Origin of the sequence: Arthrobacter nitrophenolicus (assembly GCF_000332815.1) — a bacterium.
In the GTDB taxonomy this organism is placed as follows: Bacteria; Actinomycetota; Actinomycetes; order Actinomycetales; family Micrococcaceae; genus Arthrobacter; species Arthrobacter nitrophenolicus.
Window position 1 is genome coordinate 49,423 of the sequence record NZ_AOFD01000017.1, and the last position, 22,609, is coordinate 72,031.

The 22,609-nt window shown below is 67.3% G+C and carries 23 protein-coding genes and 2 pseudogenes; 17 read left to right on the forward strand and 8 right to left on the reverse strand.

The window, feature by feature from the left end; genetic code table 11:
• Positions 1 to 43: 43 nt before the first annotated feature.
• From betA to G205_RS08255, 4 genes and pseudogenes are all read left to right on the forward strand, one after another.
• Positions 44 to 1,746 (forward strand): annotated as a pseudogene (gene betA, locus G205_RS08240) (choline dehydrogenase).
• 31 nt (positions 1,747 to 1,777) lie between these two features.
• Complete coding sequence (locus G205_RS08245; protein ID WP_009357590.1) at positions 1,778 to 3,328, forward strand: aldehyde dehydrogenase family protein; 1,551 nt, start codon at positions 1,778 to 1,780, stop codon at positions 3,326 to 3,328.
• Positions 3,329 to 3,448: 120 nt separating this feature from the next.
• Entirely contained in the window at positions 3,449 to 5,083 is a 1,635-nt protein-coding gene (locus tag G205_RS08250; RefSeq protein WP_035752470.1) for an APC family permease, read from the forward strand.
• Positions 5,084 to 5,183: 100 nt separating this feature from the next.
• The gene (locus G205_RS08255; protein ID WP_035752473.1) at positions 5,184 to 6,143 is read left to right on the forward strand and encodes a lipid kinase; all 960 of its coding nucleotides are present in this window, start codon (positions 5,184 to 5,186) and stop codon (positions 6,141 to 6,143) included.
• 6 nt (positions 6,144 to 6,149) lie between these two features.
• On the opposite strand, the gene G205_RS08260 is transcribed toward G205_RS08255, so the two are convergent.
• Positions 6,150 to 7,448: a Y-family DNA polymerase gene (locus tag G205_RS08260; protein ID WP_009357593.1), complete on the reverse strand. Its 1,299-nt coding sequence runs from the start codon at positions 7,446 to 7,448 to the stop codon at positions 6,150 to 6,152.
• 24 nt (positions 7,449 to 7,472) lie between these two features.
• Positions 7,473 to 7,904 carry a LexA family protein gene (locus G205_RS08265; RefSeq protein ID WP_009357594.1) on the reverse strand — a complete coding sequence of 144 codons (432 nt, stop codon included), beginning with the start codon at positions 7,902 to 7,904 and terminating at the stop codon, positions 7,473 to 7,475.
• A 116-nt stretch (positions 7,905 to 8,020) separates the two neighbouring features.
• Between G205_RS08265 and G205_RS08270 the strand changes: the two genes are divergently transcribed.
• From G205_RS08270 to G205_RS08280, 3 genes and pseudogenes are all read left to right on the forward strand, one after another.
• Positions 8,021 to 8,839, forward strand: coding sequence for a Cof-type HAD-IIB family hydrolase (locus tag G205_RS08270; protein WP_035752476.1), 819 nt, complete (start codon positions 8,021 to 8,023; stop codon positions 8,837 to 8,839).
• 111 nt (positions 8,840 to 8,950) lie between these two features.
• Positions 8,951 to 9,199, forward strand: coding sequence for a hypothetical protein (locus tag G205_RS08275; protein WP_009357596.1), 249 nt, complete (start codon positions 8,951 to 8,953; stop codon positions 9,197 to 9,199).
• A gap of 103 nt (positions 9,200 to 9,302) precedes the next feature.
• A pseudogene (locus G205_RS08280) lies at positions 9,303 to 10,057 on the forward strand (glycerophosphodiester phosphodiesterase family protein).
• Between the two features lie 9 nt (positions 10,058 to 10,066).
• On the opposite strand, the gene G205_RS08285 reads toward G205_RS08280, so the two are convergent.
• On the reverse strand, positions 10,067 to 10,531 hold the full coding sequence (locus tag G205_RS08285; RefSeq protein ID WP_035752479.1) for a hypothetical protein: 465 nt from the start codon (positions 10,529 to 10,531) through the stop codon (positions 10,067 to 10,069).
• 135 nt (positions 10,532 to 10,666) lie between these two features.
• Between G205_RS08285 and G205_RS08290 the strand changes: the two genes are divergently transcribed.
• Positions 10,667 to 10,888: a DUF6480 family protein gene (locus tag G205_RS08290; protein ID WP_009357598.1), complete on the forward strand. Its 222-nt coding sequence runs from the start codon at positions 10,667 to 10,669 to the stop codon at positions 10,886 to 10,888.
• A gap of 83 nt (positions 10,889 to 10,971) precedes the next feature.
• On the opposite strand, the gene G205_RS08295 is transcribed toward G205_RS08290, so the two are convergent.
• From G205_RS08295 to G205_RS08305, 3 genes are all read right to left on the reverse strand, one after another.
• Positions 10,972 to 12,036, reverse strand: coding sequence for an EAL domain-containing protein (locus G205_RS08295; protein ID WP_235046832.1), 1,065 nt, complete (start codon positions 12,034 to 12,036; stop codon positions 10,972 to 10,974).
• A gap of 215 nt (positions 12,037 to 12,251) precedes the next feature.
• Entirely contained in the window at positions 12,252 to 13,787 is a 1,536-nt protein-coding gene (locus G205_RS08300; RefSeq protein ID WP_009357600.1) for a putative bifunctional diguanylate cyclase/phosphodiesterase, read from the reverse strand.
• 21 nt (positions 13,788 to 13,808) lie between these two features.
• Positions 13,809 to 15,509, reverse strand: a complete 1,701-nt coding sequence (locus G205_RS08305; RefSeq protein WP_083875031.1) for an ATP-binding protein — start codon at positions 15,507 to 15,509, stop codon at positions 13,809 to 13,811.
• Positions 15,510 to 15,561: 52 nt separating this feature from the next.
• On the opposite strand from G205_RS08305, the gene G205_RS08310 reads away from it, so the two are divergent.
• The 7 genes from G205_RS08310 to G205_RS24000 all read left to right on the forward strand — a co-directional run bounded on the left by G205_RS08310 (position 15,562) and on the right by G205_RS24000 (position 19,775).
• The gene (locus G205_RS08310) at positions 15,562 to 15,948 is read left to right on the forward strand and encodes a SpoIIAA family protein (RefSeq protein WP_009357602.1); all 387 of its coding nucleotides are present in this window, start codon (positions 15,562 to 15,564) and stop codon (positions 15,946 to 15,948) included.
• Between the two features lie 113 nt (positions 15,949 to 16,061).
• Positions 16,062 to 16,880, forward strand: a complete 819-nt coding sequence (locus tag G205_RS08315; RefSeq protein ID WP_009357603.1) for a class I SAM-dependent methyltransferase — start codon at positions 16,062 to 16,064, stop codon at positions 16,878 to 16,880.
• Between the two features lie 155 nt (positions 16,881 to 17,035).
• Positions 17,036 to 17,209: a hypothetical protein gene (locus G205_RS21905; RefSeq protein WP_009357604.1), complete on the forward strand. Its 174-nt coding sequence runs from the start codon at positions 17,036 to 17,038 to the stop codon at positions 17,207 to 17,209.
• A gap of 91 nt (positions 17,210 to 17,300) precedes the next feature.
• On the forward strand, positions 17,301 to 17,717 hold the full coding sequence (locus tag G205_RS08325) for a hypothetical protein (protein ID WP_035752484.1): 417 nt from the start codon (positions 17,301 to 17,303) through the stop codon (positions 17,715 to 17,717).
• A 60-nt stretch (positions 17,718 to 17,777) separates the two neighbouring features.
• A complete protein-coding gene (locus G205_RS08330; RefSeq protein WP_009357606.1) occupies positions 17,778 to 18,587 on the forward strand; it encodes an SDR family oxidoreductase in 810 nt (269 codons plus the stop codon).
• Positions 18,588 to 18,753: 166 nt separating this feature from the next.
• Positions 18,754 to 19,110, forward strand: coding sequence for a glycerate kinase (locus G205_RS23995; RefSeq protein ID WP_268743670.1), 357 nt, complete (start codon positions 18,754 to 18,756; stop codon positions 19,108 to 19,110).
• A 23-nt stretch (positions 19,111 to 19,133) separates the two neighbouring features.
• Positions 19,134 to 19,775, forward strand: a complete 642-nt coding sequence (locus tag G205_RS24000; protein ID WP_268743671.1) for a glycerate kinase — start codon at positions 19,134 to 19,136, stop codon at positions 19,773 to 19,775.
• Positions 19,776 to 19,865: 90 nt separating this feature from the next.
• Here the strand turns inward: G205_RS24000 and G205_RS08340 are convergent, their stop codons facing one another.
• The gene (locus tag G205_RS08340; RefSeq protein WP_009357607.1) at positions 19,866 to 20,528 is read right to left on the reverse strand and encodes a DUF6766 family protein; all 663 of its coding nucleotides are present in this window, start codon (positions 20,526 to 20,528) and stop codon (positions 19,866 to 19,868) included.
• Entirely contained in the window at positions 20,521 to 21,048 is a 528-nt protein-coding gene (locus G205_RS08345) for a DUF6328 family protein (RefSeq protein WP_009357608.1), read from the reverse strand. Before G205_RS08345 ends, G205_RS08340 begins: the two co-directional genes overlap by 8 nt.
• Before the next feature lie 215 nt (positions 21,049 to 21,263).
• Here G205_RS08345 and G205_RS08350 point away from each other — a divergent pair, with 215 nt between their 5' ends.
• Both G205_RS08350 and G205_RS08355 read left to right on the forward strand, forming a co-directional pair.
• Positions 21,264 to 22,163, forward strand: a complete 900-nt coding sequence (locus tag G205_RS08350) for an SDR family oxidoreductase (RefSeq protein WP_009357609.1) — start codon at positions 21,264 to 21,266, stop codon at positions 22,161 to 22,163.
• Between the two features lie 61 nt (positions 22,164 to 22,224).
• Complete coding sequence (locus tag G205_RS08355) at positions 22,225 to 22,587, forward strand: hypothetical protein (RefSeq protein ID WP_009357610.1); 363 nt, start codon at positions 22,225 to 22,227, stop codon at positions 22,585 to 22,587.
• The last annotated feature ends 22 nt before the right edge of the window (positions 22,588 to 22,609 follow it).

Sequence of the window (22,609 nt, forward strand, 5' to 3'; positions counted from 1 at the left end):
GACATGCGGGAGGCCTGCCCCAGGCAGAAGGAGATTTAGCAGCATGACAAAAACCAGTTACGACTACGTCATCGTCGGCGGCGGAAGCGCGGGTTCCGTGCTCGCCAACCGGCTGAGCGACGGCGGCCGGGCCAGCGTCCTGGTCCTTGAGGCCGGGCGGAGCGACTACCCCTGGGACCTCTTCATCCAGATGCCCGCCGCGCTCACCTTCCCCAGCGGCAACCCGCTATATGACTGGCGCTACGAGTCGGACCCCGAGCCCTACATGGGCGGCCGCCGCGTAGCACATGCCCGCGGCAAGGTCCTGGGCGGCTCAAGCTCGATCAACGGCATGATCTTCCAGCGCGGCAACCCCCTCGACTACGAACGCTGGGGTGCCGACCCCGGCATGGAGACCTGGACTTCGCGCACTGCCTGCCGTACTTCAACCGGATGGAAAACGCGCTCGCCGCCGACCCGGACGATGAACTCCGCGGGCATGACGGTCCGCTGGTCCTGGAACGCGGTCCAGCCACGAACCCGCTCTTCCAGGCGTTCTTCAAAGCCGCGCAGGAAGCCGGCTACCCGCTGACGGACGACGTCAACGGCTACCGCCAGGAAGGCTTCGCGGCCTTTGACCGCAACGTGCACAAAGGCCAGCGGCTCTCGGCGTCGCGCGCCTACCTGCGGCCCAACTTCGGCCGGAACAACCTGACGGTCCTGACCCGGGCACTGGCCACCAAGATCAACTTCACGGGCAACGTGGCCACCGGCGTCACCTACCGCCGCAACGGCAAGACCCACCAGGTGAACGCGGGCGAGGTGATCCTGGCCGGCGGCGCCATCAACACCCCGCAGCTGCTCCAGCTCTCCGGCGTCGGCGACGCCGCCCACCTGAACTCCCTGGGCATCAACTCCGTGGTCAACCTGCCCGGCGTCGGCCAGAACCTGCAGGACCACCTGGAGGTCTACATCCAGCACGCCTGCACCCAGCCGGTGTCCATGCAGCCGGCCCTGGACGTCTGGCGCATGCCGTGGATCGGCATGCAGTGGATGTTCGGCCGCAAGGGCCCGGCCGCCACCAACCACTTCGAGGGCGGCGGCTTCGTGCGGTCCAACGAGGACGTGGCGTACCCGAACCTGATGTTCCACTTCCTTCCGGTGGCCGTCCGTTACGACGGCCAGAAGGCGGACGCCAAGCACGGCTACCAGGTGCACATCGGGCCCATGTACTCGGACGCCCGCGGCACCCTCAAGATCAAGTCCACCGACCCCACCGTGCACCCGTCCATGGTGTTCAACTACCTGTCCACCGACCAGGACCGCCGTGAATGGGTCGAGGCGATCCACGTGGCCCGCGACATCCTGGGCCAGTCCGCCATGAGCCCCTTCAACGGCGGTGAACTCTCGCCCGGCCGTGCGGTGCAGACCGACGCCGAGATCCTGGACTGGGTTGCCCGCGACGCCGAGACGGCGCTGCACCCGTCCTGCACCGCCAAGATGGGCCCGGACTCCGATCCGATGGCCGTGGTGAACCCCCTGGACATGACCGTGCACGGCACCCGCGGCCTCCGCGTGGTCGACGCTTCGGCCATGCCCTATGTCACCAACGGCAACATCTACGCCCCAGTCATGATGCTCGCCGAAAAGGCGGCGGACCTGATCGCCGGCAAGGCACCCCTGGCGCCGCAGCACGCGGAGTTCTACCGGCACGGCATCAGCCCGCTGGAGCGGAACGCCGCCGCTGCCCCGGCAGGCAGGGCCTAGGCATGATTGATGCACAGGAAAAGGAGCGACCATGACCGCCACCGTTGAGCAGGCAAAGCAGGCCGGCCAAGCGCAGGACACCATCAAGGGCCTGTACATTGACGGCGCCTGGCAGCAGGCGTCCGACGGCGGCACAACAGTCGTGCGCTGTCCCGCGGACGGCAGCGAGGTGGCAGTTGTCGCCAAGTCGACGCCGGAAGATGCGGAGCGGGCCATCGCCAGTGCACGTGCCGCGTTCGACGGCGGCCCCTGGCGCCGGCTCACCGACCTTGAACGCGGGGCGGTCATGCTCCGCGTGGCCGACCTGCTGGAGCGGGACAAGGCCGCCTACGCCCGGGCCGAGGCGCTCGACACCGGCAAGCGCCTCGTCGAAGCCGAATACGACATTGACGATATCGCGGCCTGCTTCCGGTACTACGGAAAGATTGCCGGACTCGACGCCGGCCGGGTGATCGACACCGGCCGCCCGAACGCCATCAGCCGCGTGGTGTACGAGCCGCTGGGCGTCTGTGCCCTGATCGCCCCGTGGAACTACCCGCTCCTGCAGGCCGCCTGGAAGGTGGCCCCGGCCCTCGTCGCGGGAAACTCGTTCGTGCTCAAGCCCAGCGAGCTCACGCCGTCCACCGCCATCCTGCTCATGGAGACCCTCGCCGAAGCCGGGGTTCCCGCCGGCGTCGCAAACCTGGTGACCGGAAGCGGGTCGAAGGTGGGCGGCCCGCTCAGCTCCGACCCGCGCGTCGACCTCGTTTCCCTGACCGGCAGCCTGGCCACCGGCCAGACCATCATGGCCGCCGCCGCGGAGACGGTGAAGCGCGTCGCCTTCGAGCTCGGCGGAAAGAACCCCAACGTCGTCTTCGCGGACGCGGACTGGGACGCCGCCGTCGACAACGCCCTGACCGCCGTGTTCCTGCACTCCGGCCAGGTCTGCTCGGCAGGGGCGCGGCTCGTCGTCGAAGAGTCCATCGCGGAGCGGTTCGTGGCTGAGGTGGTGGAACGGGCGCAAAAGATCCGCATGGGCGGGCCGTTCGACCCCGACGCCGAGACGGGCCCGCTCATCTCCGCCAAGCACCGGGACCAGGTCCACGCCTATGTCCAGGCCGGCATCGCGGAGGGCGCCGAGCTGCTGTGCGGCGGCTACATCCCGGACGAGGGACCGCTCGCGGACGGCTTCTTCTACCCGCCCACGGTGCTCGGCAACTGCCGTTCCGGCATGAGCGTGCTGCAGGAGGAGTCATTCGGCCCGGTGCTGACCGTCGAAACGTTCCGGACCGAGGACGAGGCCGTGGCCATCGCCAATGACACGGAGTACGGCCTGGCCGGCGCGGTCTGGACCTCGGACGCATCCAAGGCGCAGCGTGTTGCGGGCGGCCTCCGGCACGGAACAGTATGGATCAACGACTATCACCCGTACGTCCCGCAGGCGGAGTGGGGCGGCTTCGGGAAGTCCGGCATCGGCCGGGAGCTCGGCAGCGCGGGACTCAATGAATACCGCGAGGCAAAACATATCTGGCAGAACATCCACCCCGCACCCAGCGGCTGGTTTGGCCCATCTGCCGGCGCCGGGGTGGGGGCCGCCGGCTAGCAACAGCATTTGGGGGAAACGGCCGGGCGCTGCAGGCGTGGCGCCCGGCCACCGATATCACCCGCGTCCAATGGCGGCCGCGGGCCATCACCATCGTGCTTTTCTCATCTAGGAGTTCGGATGTTGGAACCCAGCAAGAGTACTGATTCAAGTGGCATGGACGAGTTCGGCTATGCCCAGACCCTGGACCGCAGCATTGGCAAGTTTGCCAGCTTCGCGGCCGGCGTCAGCTACATCTCCATCCTCACCGGCGTTTTTCAACTGTTCTACTTTGGCTTCTCCATGGCCGGGCCGGCCTACGCATGGTCCTGGCCCATCGTCTTCGCCGGCCAGCTCATGGTGGCCCTCTGCTTCGCCGAGCTGGCCGGCCGCTATCCGGTGGCCGGATCGGTCTACAACTGGGCCAAGCAGCTCTCGTCCGGGACGTTCGCCTGGCTGGCCGGCTGGCTGCTGCTCATTTCCTCGATCGTGGCGCTCGGGGCCGTGGCCCTGGCGCTGCAGCTGACCCTGCCCCAGATCTGGTCCGGTTTCCAGATCATTGGAGACGGCACCGGCACCTACGATTTCGCCCTCAACGGCGTGCTGCTCGCCAGCATCATGATCTCAATCTCGACGCTCATCAACGCCTTCGGTGTGAAGCTGATGACCAAAATCAATAGCATCGGCGTCTTCGTGGAACTCGTCGCCGCCGTGCTCCTCATCCTGGCCCTGGGCTGGCATGTGGTGCGGGGACCGGAAGCCCTTTTCAGTACCGAAGGGTACGGCATGGACCACGACCTTGGCTTCTTCGGGGTGTTCCTCATCGGCGCCATGGCATCGGGGTATGTGATGTACGGCTTTGACACCGCCAGTTCCCTCGGCGAGGAGACGAAGGATCCCAAAAAGACCGCCCCCAAGGCCATCCTGCGGGCAATCACGGCGTCCTTCATCCTCGGCGGCCTCATTCTCCTCGGCGGGCTCCTGGCCGCCCCGGACCTGAACGACCCCAAGCTGGGCTCTGCCGACGGCGGCCTGCAGTACATCGTGCTCTCCGTGCTGGGAGGCCCGTTCGGCAAGGCCTTCCTGGTGTGCATCGTCGTCGCCGTGTTCGTCTGCACCCTCGCCGTCCACGCCGCCGCCATCCGCATGATGTTCGCCATGGCCCGGGACAACAACCTTCCCTTCAGCCGCCAGCTCAGCAAAGTACACCCGGAGCGGAAGACGCCCACAGTGGCGGCCATCGTCATCGGACTCATCGCCATCATGCCGCTGATCGTCAACGTCTCCCAGCCCGCCATTTTCACCATCTTGTCCAGCATCAGCATCGTCCTGATCTACCTCTCCTACCTGCTGGTCACGGTCCCGCTGCTCCGGCGGCGCTTCCTGAAGAAATGGCCGCTGTCCGACGCAAGCCACGGAAAGGCCGGGTTCAGCCTTGGCAAGTGGGGTGTCCCCGTGAACATCCTCGCGGTCCTGTGGGGCGGTGCCATGACGCTGAACCTGATCTGGCCCCGGCCCGAGATCTACAACTCCGTGCCGCCGTTTGAGTGGTACCTGCAGTGGGGCGGCGTGATCTTCGTGGGTGCCGTCGCCATAGGCGGGACCCTGCTGTACCGGCTGAAGATCCGGCACCAGACAGGTGTCCTGGCCGAGCATGCAGCCGCAGCCAGGCCCGCGGCCGCCCAGCCCGCCGCCGCCCAGTCCGCCGCCGAGGTCCGCGATCCGGATGCTCCGGCGGAACCGCAGCTGGTCTCAGCGCCCCTGTCCAACCCGTAGCACTGGTCAACCCATAGCGAAGGTATTGATGGGCGTCCCCTCCACCATGGAGGGGACGCCCACAGGCATTTCCCGGACAGATGGACCTAACATGTCCCACATGAAGGTTGCCCGAGAGGCCCGCTCTGCTGCCGTAGTCATCAACTCCGGATCACGCCGCGGGGCGGCCGCGCGCGAACTGGCGGTGGAGGCGCTGCACAAGGCAGGTGTGCCGGTCTCCGCAGTGCATCACGTGCATTCGGGGGCCGAGCTGGCCGGGACGCTGGACCGGGTGCTTGCCGACGGGCATGACCTGCTGGTTGTGGGTGGCGGCGACGGGACGGTTTCCTATGCCGCCGGCCGGATCGCCGGCACCGGGGTGGTGCTCGGCGTCCTTCCGCTCGGCACCGCCAACGACCTCGCCCGCACCCTGGAAATCCCGGACAACCTGGCGAAGGCATGCGCCGCCATCGCGGGCGGGAAAGTGGTGGACATCGACCTGGGGCGCGCCAACGGGCAGCCCTTCCTCAACGTCGCCTCCGCCGGCCTGTCCGTCCAGGTGACCGAGGCGCTCAGCCCCGGCCTGAAGCGGCGCCTGGGGCCGCTGGCGTACGGCATTGCCACCCTGCGTTCGTATGCCCGGCACAAGCCGTTCCGCGCGCGGCTTGAGTTCCCGGACGGGGACCACGAGCCATTGCAGCTTGAGGGCCTGCTTCAGGTGGCGGTCGGCAACGGCAGGCACTACGGCGGCGGCAACACGGTTTCGCCCACCGCCGGGATCGACGACCACATCCTCGACATCTACGCCATCCTGGCGGCGCCGCTCCGGGAACATGTAAAGATCGCCCGGCTGCTCCGGGATGGGAGCTTCGTGGAGCACGACCGGGTGTACCACCTGACCAGCCGGTGCGTCCGGCTGGTCACCGAACCGCCGATGCCCGTGAACCTCGACGGCGAGATCGCGGCCGTCACGCCCGCCGACTTCACCATCCAGCGGAACGCCGTCCACGTGGTGGTGCCGCAGGCCAGCGCCGGTGCCACGCTCGACGGACCGTCCGCCCTGCCGGAGCCCCCGGCCTGAAAAGCCTCAGGCCGCCTTCACCAGCGGGAGTTCGTCCCAGTGCGTGGTGTACCGGGGGGATTGCATGCCGCGCTTCATGGACCAGTCCACGCCGCCTTTGATGCCACCGTGGCCAAGTCCGATGGAGCCGTGCCCGAAGCGGCGGCTCACATCCTCCAGGAGCGGGCCGATGCCGCGCTCTTCATGCCGGTTCTCGAAGGGTTCCAGGGGAGACTGGTTGCCGGTGGGGCGCAGGTCGGTGAGCATGAGGCCGGCCTTGGCGTATTTGAGCCCGTTGCGGATGTGGGGCAGCAGGGCATGCGTGGCCTTGGTCAGCAGGAGCGGATCAGCCGTGGGCATGGGAAGGGACAGGCACACCGAAGGGTAGGCCTGCTCGTGCTGCCTGAACGGGGACGTGGCGGCGAACGCCGTCAGGACTTTGGCCTGCAGGCCGTGTTTTGCGAGCCTCGCGCTCGCCTGCTGGCCATAGATGCTGAGCACCTGGCGCATGCCGTCGACAGTGGTCACCGGCGTGGAGAAGGAGCGGGAGAAGATGAGCTGGTCCCGGCCCAGGCGTTCCTCCTCCATGGGAATGCAGGGAATGCCCCGCAGCTCCAGGACCGTGCGCATCACCACCACCGAGAACTTGTCGCGGATGACCACAGGGTCGGCCCGGACCAGGTCCAGCACCGTGAAGATGCCGAGGGCATTCAGGCGCCTGGTCAGCCGGCCCGCAATGCCCCACACCTCGTCCACGGGAAGCCGTTCCAGCAGGGACTCCTTAACTGGTGCGGGTACGGCCTCCCAGTGGCACACCCCACCGAAGGAGGCGTTGTTCTTCGCCCACTTGTTGCACAGCTTGGCCAGCGTCTTGGTGGGCGCTATCCCCACGCAGACCGGGACGCCCACGTTCCGCCGGACCTCGGCCTTCATGGTCCGGCCGAGCGCCAGCAGCTCTTCGGGCCGGCCCTTCACGCCCAGGAAGGCCTCGTCGATGCTGTAGACCTCCAGCCACGCCGAATGCCTGCCGAGCAGCTCCATGACCCGGGCGCTGATATCGCCGTACAACTCGTAGTTGCTGGACCTGGCCACCAGGCCCCACTCCTTTGCCCGGGGCGCGAGTTTGAACCAGGGGTCCCCGGTCCGGATGCCCAGCGCCTTCGCCTCGGGGGAACGGGTCACCGCGCAGCCGTCATTGTTGGACAGGACGATCAGCGGCCGCCCCTCGAGCGACGGATCGAAGGCGCGCTCGGCCGAGGCGTAAAAGCAGTTCACATCCACGTGGGCGATCTGCGGCATCTGCCGCATCAGGACCGGCTTGGGCATGGCCCTCCTTCCGCGGTCTGCAGGTCACACATGGTGCAGGCACCTGGTGGCCACGCCCCACACCGTCAGCTCGGACAAGGCGGGGACCCGGATGTCAGGGTACTTCGGGTTCTCCGCCTGCAGCACTACCCCCGTGGGCGTGATGCGCAGCCGCTTGACCGTCAGTTCTCCATCCAGCACGGCGACCACCACCGAGCCGTCCTTGGGCTCAAGGGCCCGGTTCACGATCAGTTCGTCGCCGTCGCTGATGCCGGCGCCCTCCATCGAATCGCCGGTTACGCGCACCACGAATGTGCTGGTGATGTCCTTGATCAGGTGCGCGTTCAGGTCGATCCGGCCATCGAAGTAGTCCTGCGCCGGCGACGGGAAGCCGGCCGCAACCGCGACAGGGGAGATCAGGACCGACAGGTACGAGGCACCCGCATCTATCACGCGGGGACCAATAATAACGCCCACAACACACCCTTATTCGAAAATATGTTCGATTAGTTCAGTGTAGCGCTGCAGGCTGACAAGCGGACCTCCCGGCTGCGGGAATCATCCCCTTGGCCGCCGCCACGTAGACTTGTTGGATGCGGTTGGTGGCAAGCGATATTGACGGAACGATCCTCGGGCACGACGGAAAGATCAGCGACCGCACCGTCCGCGCCTTCCACGCCTGCCGGGACGCCGGCGTCGAACTCGTTTTCGTCACCGGCCGGCCGCCCCGCTGGCTGCATCCGCTCCAGGACCAGCTGGGCCATACCGGGACGGTCATCTGCTCCAACGGGGCTGTGGTCTGGGACCTCGAAGCGGATAAGCTGGTCTCCGCCCGCACGCTCGGCATCGCCGCGGTGCTGGAAATCCGCCGGATCATTAAGGACCTCCGCCCGGCTGCCCTGTTTGCCGCGGAAACGCTGACCGGGTTCCACCTTGAGCCCGGGTTCATCGAAAACGAGTCGAGCGAACTGCTGTCGCAGTTCACGCCGGCGCCGCTGCGGGAAACCCTGGTTGGCGATGACAGCGTGGTGAAGTTCCTCGCCATTGTCCGGGACGGCACTCCGGACGACTTCCTCGCCGAGGTGCGTCCCGCCGTCGAACATCTCGCCGCCGCCACGCACTCCTCGCCGGGCGTGGCCATGCTGGAACTGTCCCTGCCGGGCGTGAACAAGGCCGTCACCCTTGCCGAATACGCTCGGGCGCTGGGCATTGACGCCTCCGACGTGGTGGCCTTCGGCGACATGCCCAACGACATCGAGATGCTCCGCTGGGCCGGGCACGGCTACGCCATGGCCAGCGGCCACCCGGAGGCCATCCGCGCGGCGGGCCAGCGTGCGCCGCACTTCGACGACGACGGCGTGGCCCAGGTCCTGGAGGCGCGCCTCGCTTCCCTGGGCGCCCCGCGTTCCTGATTTCCGCGGCCGCCGCCGTATTCACAGCTGGCGCTCACCTCGCGTTCACCTTTGCTCCGTAGCGTGAAGCCCGGAGAGCAGACTCCTCTCCGGCAGGCCGAAGGGGTAGGGATGGCACGGAATACCAAGCGCGATACCGCCGATGCACCACTGCGCAGGGCAACGCCTGCGCCGCACTGGAAGAAGCTGCGGCAGGGCGACCGCGTCCGGGTCCTGCTGACCCCCGGGTTCGAAGCCGGCGGCGTGGTGGACGCCGTCACGCCGGACAACACCGTGGTGTGGATCAATCTTGACGGCGGCCGCGGCCGGACGCTGCTGCACTGCGGCGACGGGGTCGAGATCCTGCCGTTCGAAGACTGACCCGGGGCGGCGCCAAGGGTCCGGCCAGCTCGGGTACGCTCGCACTGTGACCCTGCCGTTCTTCGCCAATCCGGATGCCGCCGGCAACCAGCTGCCCATCGCGATGGCCCACCGCGGCTTCTCCCTTGAGGGGCTGGAGAACTCGAAGGCCGCCTTCCGGGCCGCCGTGGACCTCGGCTACCGCTACCTGGAGACGGATGTCCACACCACGTCCGACGGCGTGCTGCTCCTTTTCCACGATGACACGCTGGAACGGGTGACGGACGGCAGGGGCAAGGTTTCGGAGCTGACGGCGGCGGAGGTTGCCCGGGTGAACATCGGCGGCCGTGAGCCCGTCCCGACCTTCGACGAACTGGTTCCGGAACTGCCCGGCATCCGGCTCAACCTGGACGTCAAGGACTGGAGCTCCGTCAACAGCACGGCGGCCGCCATTGAGCGCCACCGGGTGCATGACCGGGTGCTGGTCACCAGCTTCTCGGACCGGCGGCGGCGGGCGGTGCTGAAGCTGCTCAGCCGCCCGGTTGCGGCCTCGGCGGGGGTTACATCGATCGCTCTTTTCACGTGCCTGGGCCCGCTGCTGCCCGGACCTGCCTTCCGCTGGCTGATGCGCCGCGTCCTGTCCGGCGTCCACGCACTGCAGGTTCCGGCCCGCCGCGGTGGCATCGAAGTTGTCACCCCCGGGTTCGTCCGCCGGGCGCACGGCCTGGGCCTGGCGGTGCACGTCTGGACCATCAACGATCCCGCGAGATGCGCCGCCTGCTGGACCTCGGCGTGGACGGCCTTGTCACCGACCGAGGCGACCTGCTCAAGGAGATCCTCGTCGAAAGAGGCGGGTGGCCGCCCGGGCCGCCCGCCTGATCCGCTGTTTTACCTGGTGCTAGCCCCGGCCTGTGCTGGTGGACGGGTCCTGGTCGCCCTCCGTCGGGTCGGCGCGCAGCTCGTCCGGGTTGCTGTCCGGCAGCCCGCCCGCAACGCCGCCGGGCCCCCGTTTCCTGCCGCAGCCGCCCCACCCGCGGCGGCGGCACTGCCTGTCAGCCCGTCGTCGCCCGTTCCACGGCCTGCTTCCGCCCTGTCATTGTTCGTTTCGTCAGTGTCCCCGCCAAAGGGGCTCTCGGAGACCGGCCCGGGAGCCGGCCCGGTCTTCAAGCCCGGCGCCTTCTCCTTCTCCGCCTCCATTGCATTGGACCCCTCGCTGATGGAGGAGTGGACCTCCACGTCGTCATTGGGGTCCGTGGGGTCGGGAACGTTCATCTTCTCCGTGGGCTTCGATGTACCCGCCAGGTCCTCCATGGCGTTCTCCGCTGCCTTGCCGATGCTGTCGCCGATTCCCATCTCTGTTCCTCCTGACATCGTGCGTGCGGGCGCCCCAGCGGCCGCCCGGCCCTACCCCTCCAGAATTATCAGCATGCTTACAATTAGTCCAGAGCTGGGGTGAAGAACCGCGGCCGGGAAGGAAGGACACGCACCATGAGCAGCTACCATCCGGAAAATGATCCCGCCAATCCTGACCAGCCGGGCAGGGGCCACACTGACGCCCAGGCAGCCCCGGGCAAGGATTCGGCAGGCTCGGCGAACCCGGACCCTGCCGAAGGCAACGTCACCGGCCTGGAACCGGGCGGGGGAGTGCCGCCGGGTGAGACGCCTCCGGCGGAGGACCAGATGAGTGGCGACCAGGGCCACGACGAATAGGGCGCGCACAGCACAATACGCGCACAACACAACAGTGGACCGGTGGCACGCATGCCTGCCGGTCCACTGTCCGAAGATTCAGCTCAAGGTGCGTCGTTTCCCTGGGGATTGAGCGTGGCCTGGTCCGGCCCCACGAGCTGCCGGTTCAGGCCGTCCGCGTCCAGCCGGGTGTTCCAGGAAACCCAGTCCTTTGGCCGGACGGACGGGCGTCCCAGCAGGTAGCCCTGCCCCGCATCGATGCCCAGTTCGGTCAGGACTTTCAATTCCCCAACCGTTTCGATGCCCTCCGCCACGAGGGTTGTGCCGATCTGCTGGCTGAAATCCACCAGACAGGCGGTCAGGGCGCGCTGCAGGCCGTCGTTGTCCACGTCCCCGATCACGTCACGTCCCACCTTGAGGAAATCGGGGCGCAGGTGCACCATGCGGCTCAGGGCGCCGGCCCCGGAGTGGGTGTCGTCCACGGCGATCCGCAGGCCCTGGTCGCGCAGCGGATTGATCGCGGCGATGAACTGCGCGTATTCCTCATCCGGAATGGTTTCCGTGAGTTCGAGGACAATCCGGTTGATGGGAAGGTCAATATGTTCGAACAGTTCCGGCAGCCGCGGGTCCAGGCAGGACGTGGGGGAGATGTTCAGCGACACGAACAGGTGCGGCGGAAGGTCCCTGGCAGCCGCTGCCGCGGATCCGAGGGCCGAGAATTCCAGGTTGGCGCCCAGGCCCACGGCGGCAGCTTCGGCGAACCACAGCTCGGCCGCCGCGCCGTCGTCACTGACGAAGCGGGACAATGCCTCCACGCCCACCACGTTTTTGTCGCCCAGCCCGTAGATCGGCTGGAAAGCCGTCATCAGCATCTGGTTCTCAAGCAGCGCGCTGATCCGGGACATGCTGCGGATGGCATCAATCTGCTCGGCGAGTTTGGGCGGGAGGGCGGCGGGAGTGAGGCGCATTTCCCGTGCGGTCTCCAGCGTTTCAACAGTGTTGGCATCGCTGCGCCGCGTTTCAAGAAGGTATTCCAGCAGGGCCCGTTCGGGCACCCCCGGATTCTCGTCGAGGCTGTTGCTAAGGCGCTGCCGGACGGCCGCGCCGGACGGATCTGTTTCCGCCAGTACCGCGGCAATAATTCCCCATGCCTGTACACGAACCGACATTAGCTACGCCCCCAGTTGACGAAGTAATGACCCAGTGGCCCAATTAATTTTCAATTTATGAACGCCTTTTAATTCCGGTGCTTCTGTGAATCCCCAGCTCTAGCGGCCAGGAAAACCAGACACCGCACGATGATCGTATATCGGCAGCACCAAAAAACGCAGGGGTTTGCGGGAGTTTTAGCAGTAATTTGGGTACCTTGCGGTAACTTGGCGGGTCAGGGGTTGGCGCCTTCGGGCTGGTCGGCCAGCAGCAGCGGGATCTGGTCGGGCGGCACCGGCCTGCTGAAGTAGTAGCCCTGCGCGCTCAGGCAGCCGAGCCCCCGCAGGATCCCGGCCTGCTCGGCGGTTTCAACGCCCTCCCACACAGCCTCCAGCCCGCATGCACGGACCAGCTGCAGGACGGCCGCCACCAGCGCGGGCTGGCTCGGATCCGTGCCCAGGCCGGTGATCAGCGAACGGTCAACCTTCACCCGGTCCACCGGGAGCCGGCGCAGATAGCTGATGGAGGAGTAGCCGGTGCCAAAGTCGTCGATTTCGATTCCCACCCCCAGGCCGCGCAGCCCGGCCAGCGAGTAGCGGTCCAGTTCGTTGCCCTTGACGATGGCCACTTCCGTCAGTTCCAGGACCACCTGCTCGGGCCGTACCCCGGTTTCCTTCAGCACATTCCGGACATCCTCGATGAACTGCAGGCTCTGCAGGTCCGTGGCGGAAATGTTGATGCGGACGGAGAACCTGTTGTCCACCAGGGAGGCGGCGATCCACGACCGGAGCTGGTGCACGGCCGCCCGGAGCACCCACAGGCCAAGCTCGGAAATCAACCCGGCTTCCTCGGCCAGCGGTATGAACTCGTCCGGCATGATGAACCCGCGGGTGGGGTGGTTCCAGCGCACCAGCGCCTCCACGCCCTCCACCCTCCCTGTGGCGAGCTCCACCACAGGCTGGTAGTAGAGCGTCAAGCCGTCGCTCTTGATGGCGGCGCGCAGGTCTTCCACCAGCTGGCTGCGGAGCCTGCGCATCAGCAGCAGCGCCGGCTCGAAGCGGTGCAGCCGGTTCTGCCCCTCCGCCTTGGAGGCATACATGGCGACGTCGGCCTCCATCAGCATGTCCTCGGGGGTCTGGCCTTCGGCGCCCGCACTCAGCCCGATGCTGGCCCCGCAGCGCACGCTCCGGCCGGGGAGTTCGATGGGCTGCTTGAGGGCTGCGAGGATCCGGTGGCCTACGACAGTGGCCTGGTCCGGGGTGGCGGACGGCATGACGATGGCGAATTCGTCCCCGCCCAGCCGGGCCACGACGTCGTCCGCCCGCACCGCGCCCCGGAGCCGTTGCCCCACGGTGATGAGGACCTGGTCGCCCGCGGTGTGGCCCATGCTGTCGTTGATGGATTTGAAGGCGTCCAGGTCCATGAGCAGGAGCACCGGCCCCTCTTCGGGAGCGGCCCCGGCGTCCAGTGCCGTCTTCAGGGCGTCGATCAGGGCGGAGCGGTTCGCCAGGCCCGTGAGCGGGTCCTGCATGGCCATTTTCTGCATCTCAAGGTGAGCCTCGTGCAGGAGTTGGGTCCGCACCTGGACCCGCTGCTCGAGCTCTTCGTAGATGATCTGCAGGTCCTCCGCCAGCAGGTTGGTACCGGTGATGATGGCGTCCAGCTCGTCCCGCGCCGGGGACACCTCTATCCGGGAGCTGAGGTCTCCCGATGCCAGCCGGACAATGCCTTCCAGCAGCTGGGAGAGCCGGGGATCATTGTCCGCGAACATCAGCTTTCCTTCTTCCCCCGCTCAGTTGGCCCGGGACCGGTCGGCATCCAGGGGGAGGCTGACGGTGACGGTGGTGCCGGCGCCCAACGTGGACGCCACGTCTATCTTCCCCCCATGCCGCACCACGATGTCCTTGGTGATGGCCAGTCCCAGGCCCGTCCCCGGGATCGCCCCGGACATGGCGTTGGAGGCTCGGTAGAACCGGGTGAACACGTGGTCGATCTCGTCGCTGGAAATGCCGATGCCGGTGTCGGCCACGCTGACCGTTGCCCAGCGGGTGCCGTCCTCGGCGGCGTGCGACTCGCTGCCCACCTCGATCCGTCCACCGCTGGGGGTGAACTTGATGGCGTTGGATACCAGGTTGGTGAAGACCTGCTGCAGCTGCACCTCGTCGGCCAGGATCTCCGGATCCTCCGGCACCGGGTCCACCTCGATGGTCACGTTCTGCAGCTTGGCCAGCGGCCGGAGCGCCGCCGCCACCAGGTCCAGGGTCTGTCCCAGGCGCACGGGGGTGAAATGCATCAGGCTGTCATCCAGGCCGTTGCGCGAAACGCTCAGCATGTCCTCGATCAGCGACCGCAGCCGCTCCGTGTTCCGCACCACGATGTCCAGCATCTGGTGGACCTCGGGCGAGACCGGCTGCTCGGTGCTTTCCTGGATCATGTCCAGGTACGCCATGATCGAGGTCAGCGGTGTGCGCAGCTCATGGTTCACGGTGGCCAGGAAGTCCGTCTTGGCCTTGTCCAGCTGCTGCAGCTGCTTGACCACCTGCTGCTGGCTGCTGATCAGGTGGCTCTGGATCAGCCCGTACGCGGCGTTGCCCGCCACGTGCTGGATGAGGCCAAGCTCCGCACGGGACCACTGGCGCCGCCGGTCACGCATGGCAATCCAGATGATTCCAAGCGAGGAATTTCCCTCCCCAATGGGCACTGCGAGGGTGGAGAACGTGCTGGAAAGGCCCGACGCCGTTCCCCCGCCTTCGCCGGTCCGCGCGCCCTCGGCAGGGGGGTCGTCCGTTTCGGGTGCGTCCGTGGACATGGTTTCCGCACCGGCCCAGAGCAGGTCCGCCGTCCGGTGCGCCTCTTTCCCGTCCGGCAGGACGCCGGGGGGCAGCGGCTGCAGTCCCGGGGCGTCCCAGGTGGCGGTGATGCGCGGAACCCGCTCGTCCTCGAAAGTGGCCAGCAGGACATGGTCGGCCTTGAAGGTCCGGCCGAAGCCTGCCACCACATGGTTGGCGATCTCCTGTGGATCGTTGGTGGCGCGGACCGCAGCGGAAACCAGCCGGAGCTGTTCGCGCAGTGCCTCGGCCCGCTGCCGTGAGGCGTTCCGCCTTGCCACCAGGTCGATCAGGGCGGAAGCCCGGTGGACGAGCTCCCGTGGGGCCGGCGGCTTGGTGATGCAGTCATGGATGCCGGAGGGGCGGGCGGAGGTTTCGGCGGGATTGTCCAGGTCCACCATCAGCAGGACCGGCGCTTCGGTTCCAATGGCAGGAAGCAGCGACGCGTCCGCAATGATGACCGCCGGCTTGCCGTCCTGCAGGAGTGCTGCCAGTCCGGCTGCGTCGGTCGCGGACGTCACGCAAAAGCCCGCCTCTTCAAGGGCGGAGGCGTTCCGCGCGAGCCGCGCGGCGTCGGGGTCCGCCACCACGGCGGCGCGTGGCACGCGCAAGTCACACGGCGAATCAGCCGCCACAATGACCCCTTCCCTCCCAGTTGAGTACATTGTAGGGGGATGCGGGACGTGTGGCTCCAGAAAAATCGTGCGGAGGGACAAAGTGACAGAGCAACCGGAAGGATCCACCAAAGGAGATCTGAGCCTGGATGAGGGCGGGATCCTCCAGCTGCGGTGGCCGCGGGGCGCTTCGATCAGCGAGGCCGACGCCGAGAACGCCATGGACAGGGTCAACGACCTGTGCGGTGAGGACCGGCGTCCCATGCTGGTGGACATGGCGACGACGGAACGGGTGAGCCGGGGAGCGCGTGCGGTGTTCGGCCGGCCGTGCCAGGCCTCCCGCATCGCGCTGCTGGGTTCCTCGCCCGTGGACAAGGTCATGGCCAACTTCGTCCTGGGAGTGAGCAAGCTGCCCTGCCCCACCCGGTTCTTCACCTCCAGGCAGGAAGCCATGGCATGGCTCACCCTGGACGGCGGCCCCTCGGCCTGAAATACCGCTCAATCCGGGCACGGGCGGCGGAAGGGACGCGCCGCCGTCGTAAGATCCGGCCTCAATGCCCGGCAATGGCGGGCTGTGTGTGCTCCGCGACATATATTTGACCGGTGTACTCCCCAGCGAAGCCCTCACCCGCCAAGTCGCTACTGTCTGCCCTGCGGAAGTACCTGCTGATTCCCAGGCTTGTCCGGCTCTCCCGCTCTGCACCCAAGGACCGGCCGCTGGCGTGGGACCGGTACTGGGCGGGAATCAGGGCAACGGGCGTGGGCGGCGAGGTGCTGTGGGATGCCGGGACGGACGACGAGTTCCTTGGCTACAAGGATGTCCTCCTCCGCTACCTGGACCCGGAACTCCCGGTGGTGGACGTGGGCTGCGGGCACGGCAGCTTCACCCGTGCGCTGGCGGGAATTTTTCCCGAGGCCGTCGGCGTGGACGTCTCCGAACACGCTGTCAGGCGGGCCGCGGCGGAGTCCGGTGAAACCGGCAACGTCCGCTTCGAGGTGCGCGACATGACCGCGCCGGGGGCGGAAAAGGGCTTCGACGGCGGCGCCAATGTCTTCATCCGCGGCGTTCTCCATGTCCTCGAGCCGGCTGACCAGGCGGCCTTGGTGGAAAACCTCCGCCTTCTCGCCGGGAAGCGGGGCACCGTGTTCCTGGCTGAAACCAACTTCCAGGGCAACCCCGTGGACTACGTGACCCATCTGGGCGCCACCATGCAGGGCATTCCCGCTCCGCTCGAACGCGCCATCAGGGGCCTGCCAATGCCGGGCCACTTCGGCCCCGGGGAAAGGCAGCAGGTACTGCCCGCCGAAGCCTGGGAGCTGCTGGAGGACGGCGAAGTGGCCATCGAGACCAACCCCGCAACCGGCGTGGACGGGCGAAGCCGGGTGCCCGGGTACTACGCGGTACTGCGGCCGCGGGGTTAGCCGCCGAAACCGGTCCTTCCACCGTTGTGGGAAGCCGCTGAAACCAGCCAATCCCCTTGACACATGGCCGGATCCGGAGGCTACATAATAAGTAGACTTATTAGTTCCAGCCTCTGGGGAAAGGAAGGCCACCATGGCGGAGGAACCGCCTGCGAGTGCTGCGGATCGACTTCGGCGGCGACAGCGATAAGCTCCGCCACATCAGCCGGGACGAATGGTTCGAGACCTTCGACTCCCGGCGCCTCAATTACATCCATCAGAAACAGCGTAGCGACGGGCAACAATCCACCTTCTTTTGGTTGGAAAACCCCAACCGCGAAGATGCCTAAGCCGCACCGGCGCCCCCATCGTTTCAGCAGCACCGGAGCACATCCGGCGCCACTTCGGCGACGGCGGACGCAAGACCACCAGGAACCAACAATGCGAGAACTCATACCGTCAGGCTCCCTCCGGGGCATGCTGCTGCCACCCACTTACGGAAGCCACGTCACGGACTCCACCGAATTCACCGTCCTGTCCGTCGAGATCTGGGACACCGGGCTGGTGGTAAATATCCAGATGGCATCCGAAGGGGGACCGCAGCCGAACATCATCCTGCAGGACCATTTTGGAACCCAATACAGGCTCAAAAACTCGGCAATCCTGGGCTCGCGGAACCTGCAGGTCTTCACCCCCTCCGTGCCGCCGGGCACCCGGAGCCTGACAGTGAGGTCCGCGGACGACACCGACCGGCCTGTGGTCACCTTCGCCGTTCCGCTCATGGCCGTCAAGGACGAACCGGACGTCGCAGCCGCCCGGCGCTTCCCTCCCGAGCCGGAACTGCGCCGACCCGCCTGACCCGCCCCGCCTGACCCCGCACCACCTTCCAGCACCTGACCTACCGAAAGGCTTGCCACGATGCAGGACACCAGCAGCTTCGCGCCCGCCACCGCCATCGTCACCGGCTCGGACTCCGGGATCGGCAAGGCCACCGCCGTCGCTCTTGCCAGGGCTGGCATGGATGTGGGCGTCACCTGGCACTCGGACAAGGCCGGGGCGGAGGGGACGGCTGAAGAGATCCGGGCCGCGGGCCGCAAGGCTGTCGTCCGCCAGCTGGACACCACCGAACTCCGGTCCGCGGGTACCGTGATCGACGAACTCGCGGACGAGCTGGGCGGCGTGGACGTCTTCGTCAACAACGCCGGTACCGGCGAAAGCACCAAGTTCCTGGACATGGACCTGGACCGCTGGATGCTAACCCTGGACACCAACCTCAACGGTGCCTTCGTGTGCCTCCAGGCCGCCGCCCGCCGCATGGTCCGGGCCGGCAGGGGCGGCCGGCTGATTGCCGTCTCCAGCGTGCACGAATTCCAGCCCCGCGTGGGCTCCTCCGCCTATGACGCATCCAAGCACGGGCTTGGCGGACTCATGAAGACCCTTGCCCTGGAACTGGCCCAGCACGGAATCACCGCCAATACAGTGGCGCCCGGCGAGATTGCCACACCCATGACCGGGCAGGAGGACGAGGACCCCACCACGAAGGACCGCCCGGGCGTGCCCCTCGGCCGGCCCGGCGATGCGCGGGAGGTCGCGGCCGTCATCGCGTTCCTGGCCTCCCCTGCTTCCAGCTACGTCACCGGCGCGGCCTGGGCCGTGGACGGCGGCATGCTCCAGATGGGGCCGCAGGCCGGTTCCCACATCACCAGCCACGAGTGGCGCGAGGGGTAGGCTGCTTCCCTCCGTATTACGTCGGGGCAAGCGCTTTCCGTCGGCTTGCTGGCATGATGGAGCGCATGCGCATCCTTATTGCTCCGGATAAGTTCAAGGGCTCCCTGACGGCTGCTGAAGCCGCAGCGGCCATCGCGGAAGGGGCCTGCGGGTCTACCCCGACGCCGTGGCCAACCAGTTCCCGATTGCCGACGGTGGTGAGGGCACCCTGGAGGCGGCAGTTGCTGCCGGATACGAGGAAAGACTCAACGCCGTGGTGGGCCCCGTCCTCGCCCCGGTCGGCGCCGCCTGGGCCATCCGGAAGTCCGGCGACGGCGCGGTTACCGCCGTCATCGAAACCGCGCAGGCCTCCGGCCTGGCGGACATGGAGCCCACTCCGGACAATGCGCTCCGCGCGCACAGCTACGGGTGCGGCCAGCTCATCGCCGCCGCCCTGGATGCCGGCGCCACCGAGATTGTTCTCGGGCTGGGTGGCTCAGCGATGACCGACGGCGGCAGCGGCGCGCTCCGGGCACTCGGCTGAAGCCCCTGGACTCCGCCGGCAACGTGGTGCCACTGGGCGGCGGATCGCTCGCCGACGTCGTCTCGCTGGATACCAGCGGACTGGACCCGCGCCTTGCAGCCACCACCTTCCGCATCGCCGTGGACGTCCGCAACCCCCTTTACGGCCCGCAGGGGGCCGCCCACGTCTTCTCGCCGCAGAAAGGTGCGGACCAGGACGGCATCGAACTGCTCGACGCCGGGCTCCGCAACTGGGCCTCGGTGCTGCGGGAGGCGACCGGCCGGGACGTCAACGTTCCCGGCGCCGGCGCCGCGGGCGGGTTCCCGGCGTCGTTCCTTGCCTTCACCGGTGCCGCGCTGGAGGGCGGCTTTGCGCTGGTGGCGGGACTCACCGGACTGGCCGACCAGCTGTCCGGCACTGACCTGGTCATCACCGGCGAAGGGTCCATGGATTCGCAGTCCCTCACGGGCAAGGCCCCCATCGCGCTCGCAGATGCGGCGCGGGAGAAGGGCATCCCAGTGATCGTCGTGGCGGGCCGGATCCTGGTGACCCTCGAGGACCTTGCCGAACACGGCGTGGTGGCCGCGGCGCAGCTGCTGGACGTGGCCTCCAGCCCGGCAGACGCCGTTGCCAACGCGGGAAAGTACCTGGCCTGGGCAACAAGCCAGGTGCTCGAAGGGGCCTAGGTTCCCCGGCTGCCCTGCTGGGGCTCCGGCGCCTGGCCCTGCCCGTCAGCCGACGATCGTAGCGCTGCGGCGGCGCCAATACCCGCCAGCTCAGGAGCCAGTTTCGTAGTGCGGTTCGGCAACAGGCTTGGACTCGGGCGAGCCCTTCTCGCGGAGGTACACGGACGCACCCACCAGCACGGCGATGGCCAGGAACTCGCTCTGCCAGTTCTGGAAGGACTCGAACCAGAAGCGGCTGGTCCCGATGTACTGCAGGAACGTGACGGTGGGCTCGCCATGGCTTTGCTGTTCCTCGTTGTAGGCCTCGGTCCCGCCCAGGGCATGGGCCGTGAAGGATGCCAGGAAAAGCGCGAACATCAGGATGGACAGTGAGTGCTCGTAGAACTTGAGCACCATACCTCCGCGTTTAACCGGCCACGGCGTTGCCTTCTTGATGGCTGCCTCCCTGGGGTCCTCGTCCTGCGGGGCTTCCTTGCCCATCGGCTTGGACTCCGAGGATCCCTTCTGGAACAGGAAGACCGTCAGCACCACGTAGAGGGCCATCTGCAGGAACTCGGATTCCCAGTTTTCGAAGGTGGCCTCCACAAACTCACCAGTGCCCAGGAACTGCAGCACCGAAACCCCTGCCTCGCCGTGGGCCTGCTGTTCCTCGCTGTAGGTTGCGGCGCCGGAGAGGATCATCCCGCCAAAGAAGATCAGGAACAGTGCCAGGTTCACCAGCAGCAGTCCGTGCTCTTTGGCCCATTTAGCCATCGCTGTCCCGTTCGGTGGATGGTTTGCCGTTCGCCGCTGCACGCCTGTTCAGGTGCAGGGGAACATAGACCAGCAGGACCAGCAGTACGCCCAGCAGTGCACCTCCCGCGGTGAGGCCGGCGGACCGGTCCAGGGTCACGTCGAAGACCAGCGCGGCGGTCCCGGCGCTCAGGAGGCCAACCCCGCCCAGGGCGATCTTGGTGATCGTGTCCGCGCTTGAGACGAGGGTTTCCTTGAGCCGCTTCCGGAAGAGGCGCCGGTGGACGCTGACCGGGAGGAGGATGAATGACGTGGTCAGGGCTGCGACCACCACGTTGGCCAGGTACAGGTTGACCTGGAAGTCGTCCAGGTCCTCAAACCGCTCCTGGAAGGGGAGTGTGAGCAGGAAACCTGCCAGGATCTGGACGCCGGTCTGCAGCACGCGGAGTTCCTGCAGGAGCTCGGCCCAGTTACGGTCCAGTTGTTCCTCGCGGGTCTCGTTCCGCCCCGTTCTGCCGGTGTAATCCTCCACCTCTGACATTGCTTCTCCTTCCTGCGACAGCCAGTCCTTGGTCCCTTTCTACTCCCCAGGTACCCAGAAGCAAGGCAGGCATTGCGTCACGACCATCATTTGATAAGTTTACTGATTATTCGTACCAATCGGTGGACTTGTTCCTCCGGCCGGGATAGCTTCGAAGGGCCGGTGCTCCGGCCCTTCGAAACCGGTACAGCGGAACCGACACAGGGAGGCGGACTATGAGCGGCAGCGACAAGCAGACAGACCAGCCAAAGGACCCCCGGGGCGGCTACCACTCGGGCCCCTTTCCGGAGCAGGAGCAGAAGCAGCCCGGCCTCACGGCGCCCATGGATCCCAAGCCGGACCACGGCGAGCTCAGCTACGAGGGGCACCGAAAGCTTGAGGGAAAGGCCGCACTCATCACCGGTGGCGATTCCGGGATCGGCAAGGCCGTGGCCATCGCGTTCGCCCGCGAGGGGGCCGACGTCGCTATTTCCTACCTGCCCGAGGAGGAGGACGACGCCCAGGACACCGCCGACTGGATCCGGAAGGCGGGCCGGCGCGCCCTCCTGTTCGCCGGTGACGGGCGGGAGGAAGAGTTCAGCACCCGGATCGTCGAGGAAGCGGCGGCTGAGTTCGGCCGCCTGGATGTGGTGGTGCTGAACGCGGCCTACCAGAAGAACCGCGAGAGCCTTGAGACCCTGCCCACGGAGGAATTCGACCGGGTCTTCAAGACCAACCTCTACTCGCTGCTGTGGAGTGCGCGGGCGGCCGTGCCGCGCCTCAAGGCAGGCGCCTCCATCATCACCACCGCATCGATCCAGGCGTTCAACCCGTCGCCCGGCCTGATCGACTACGCCATGACCAAGGCGGCGCAGGTGGCATTCACCAAAGCCCTTGCGCAGGAACTGGGCCCCAAGGGCATCCGCGTCAACGCCGTGGCCCCCGGCCCCATCTGGACGCCACTGATTCCCGCCACCGAATGGCCGGACAAGCTTCCCAAGTTCGGCCAGGACACGCCCCTGGAACGCGCGGGCCAGCCCGCCGAGCTGGCGGCCGCCTACGTGCTGCTGGCCTCCGAGGACGGGTCCTACATCTCGGGGGCAGTACTGCCGGTGACCGGCGGCAAGGGACTCTGAGCACACGCCGGGACCCAGGCCCCCAAGCCCCTTTCAAACCGCAAACCCAACAGGAGGAACCATGACGCAGGAAAACCAGCACGCGCAACCCGAGTCGGATCCCGGCGGCTACGGAACCCCCACCGCCGAGCAGGAGATGGGCGGAAGCCAGGGCGCCGGCGGCTCCGCCGGCAGCCAGGCAGCAGGCAGCGCCGACACCAACGAGCCACAGGCCGGCGCCGGCACGGAGCCGGTCCCGCACGACATGGACCTTCCCTCCAGCGCCGCCGAGATCGACGAATCCAACGATGACTCGCAGGGCTCCGCGCCGGTCTCCTCCGAGTCCGGCCAGGAAGCGGCGGGCATCCCGGACGGCAGCGGCAACGACCTTCCGCAGGAAAAGTCGCCCAAGGATGACGGCGGCGAGAGCTTCGACGCCGGCTGAGCCAATGTGAGCGCGGCGCCTG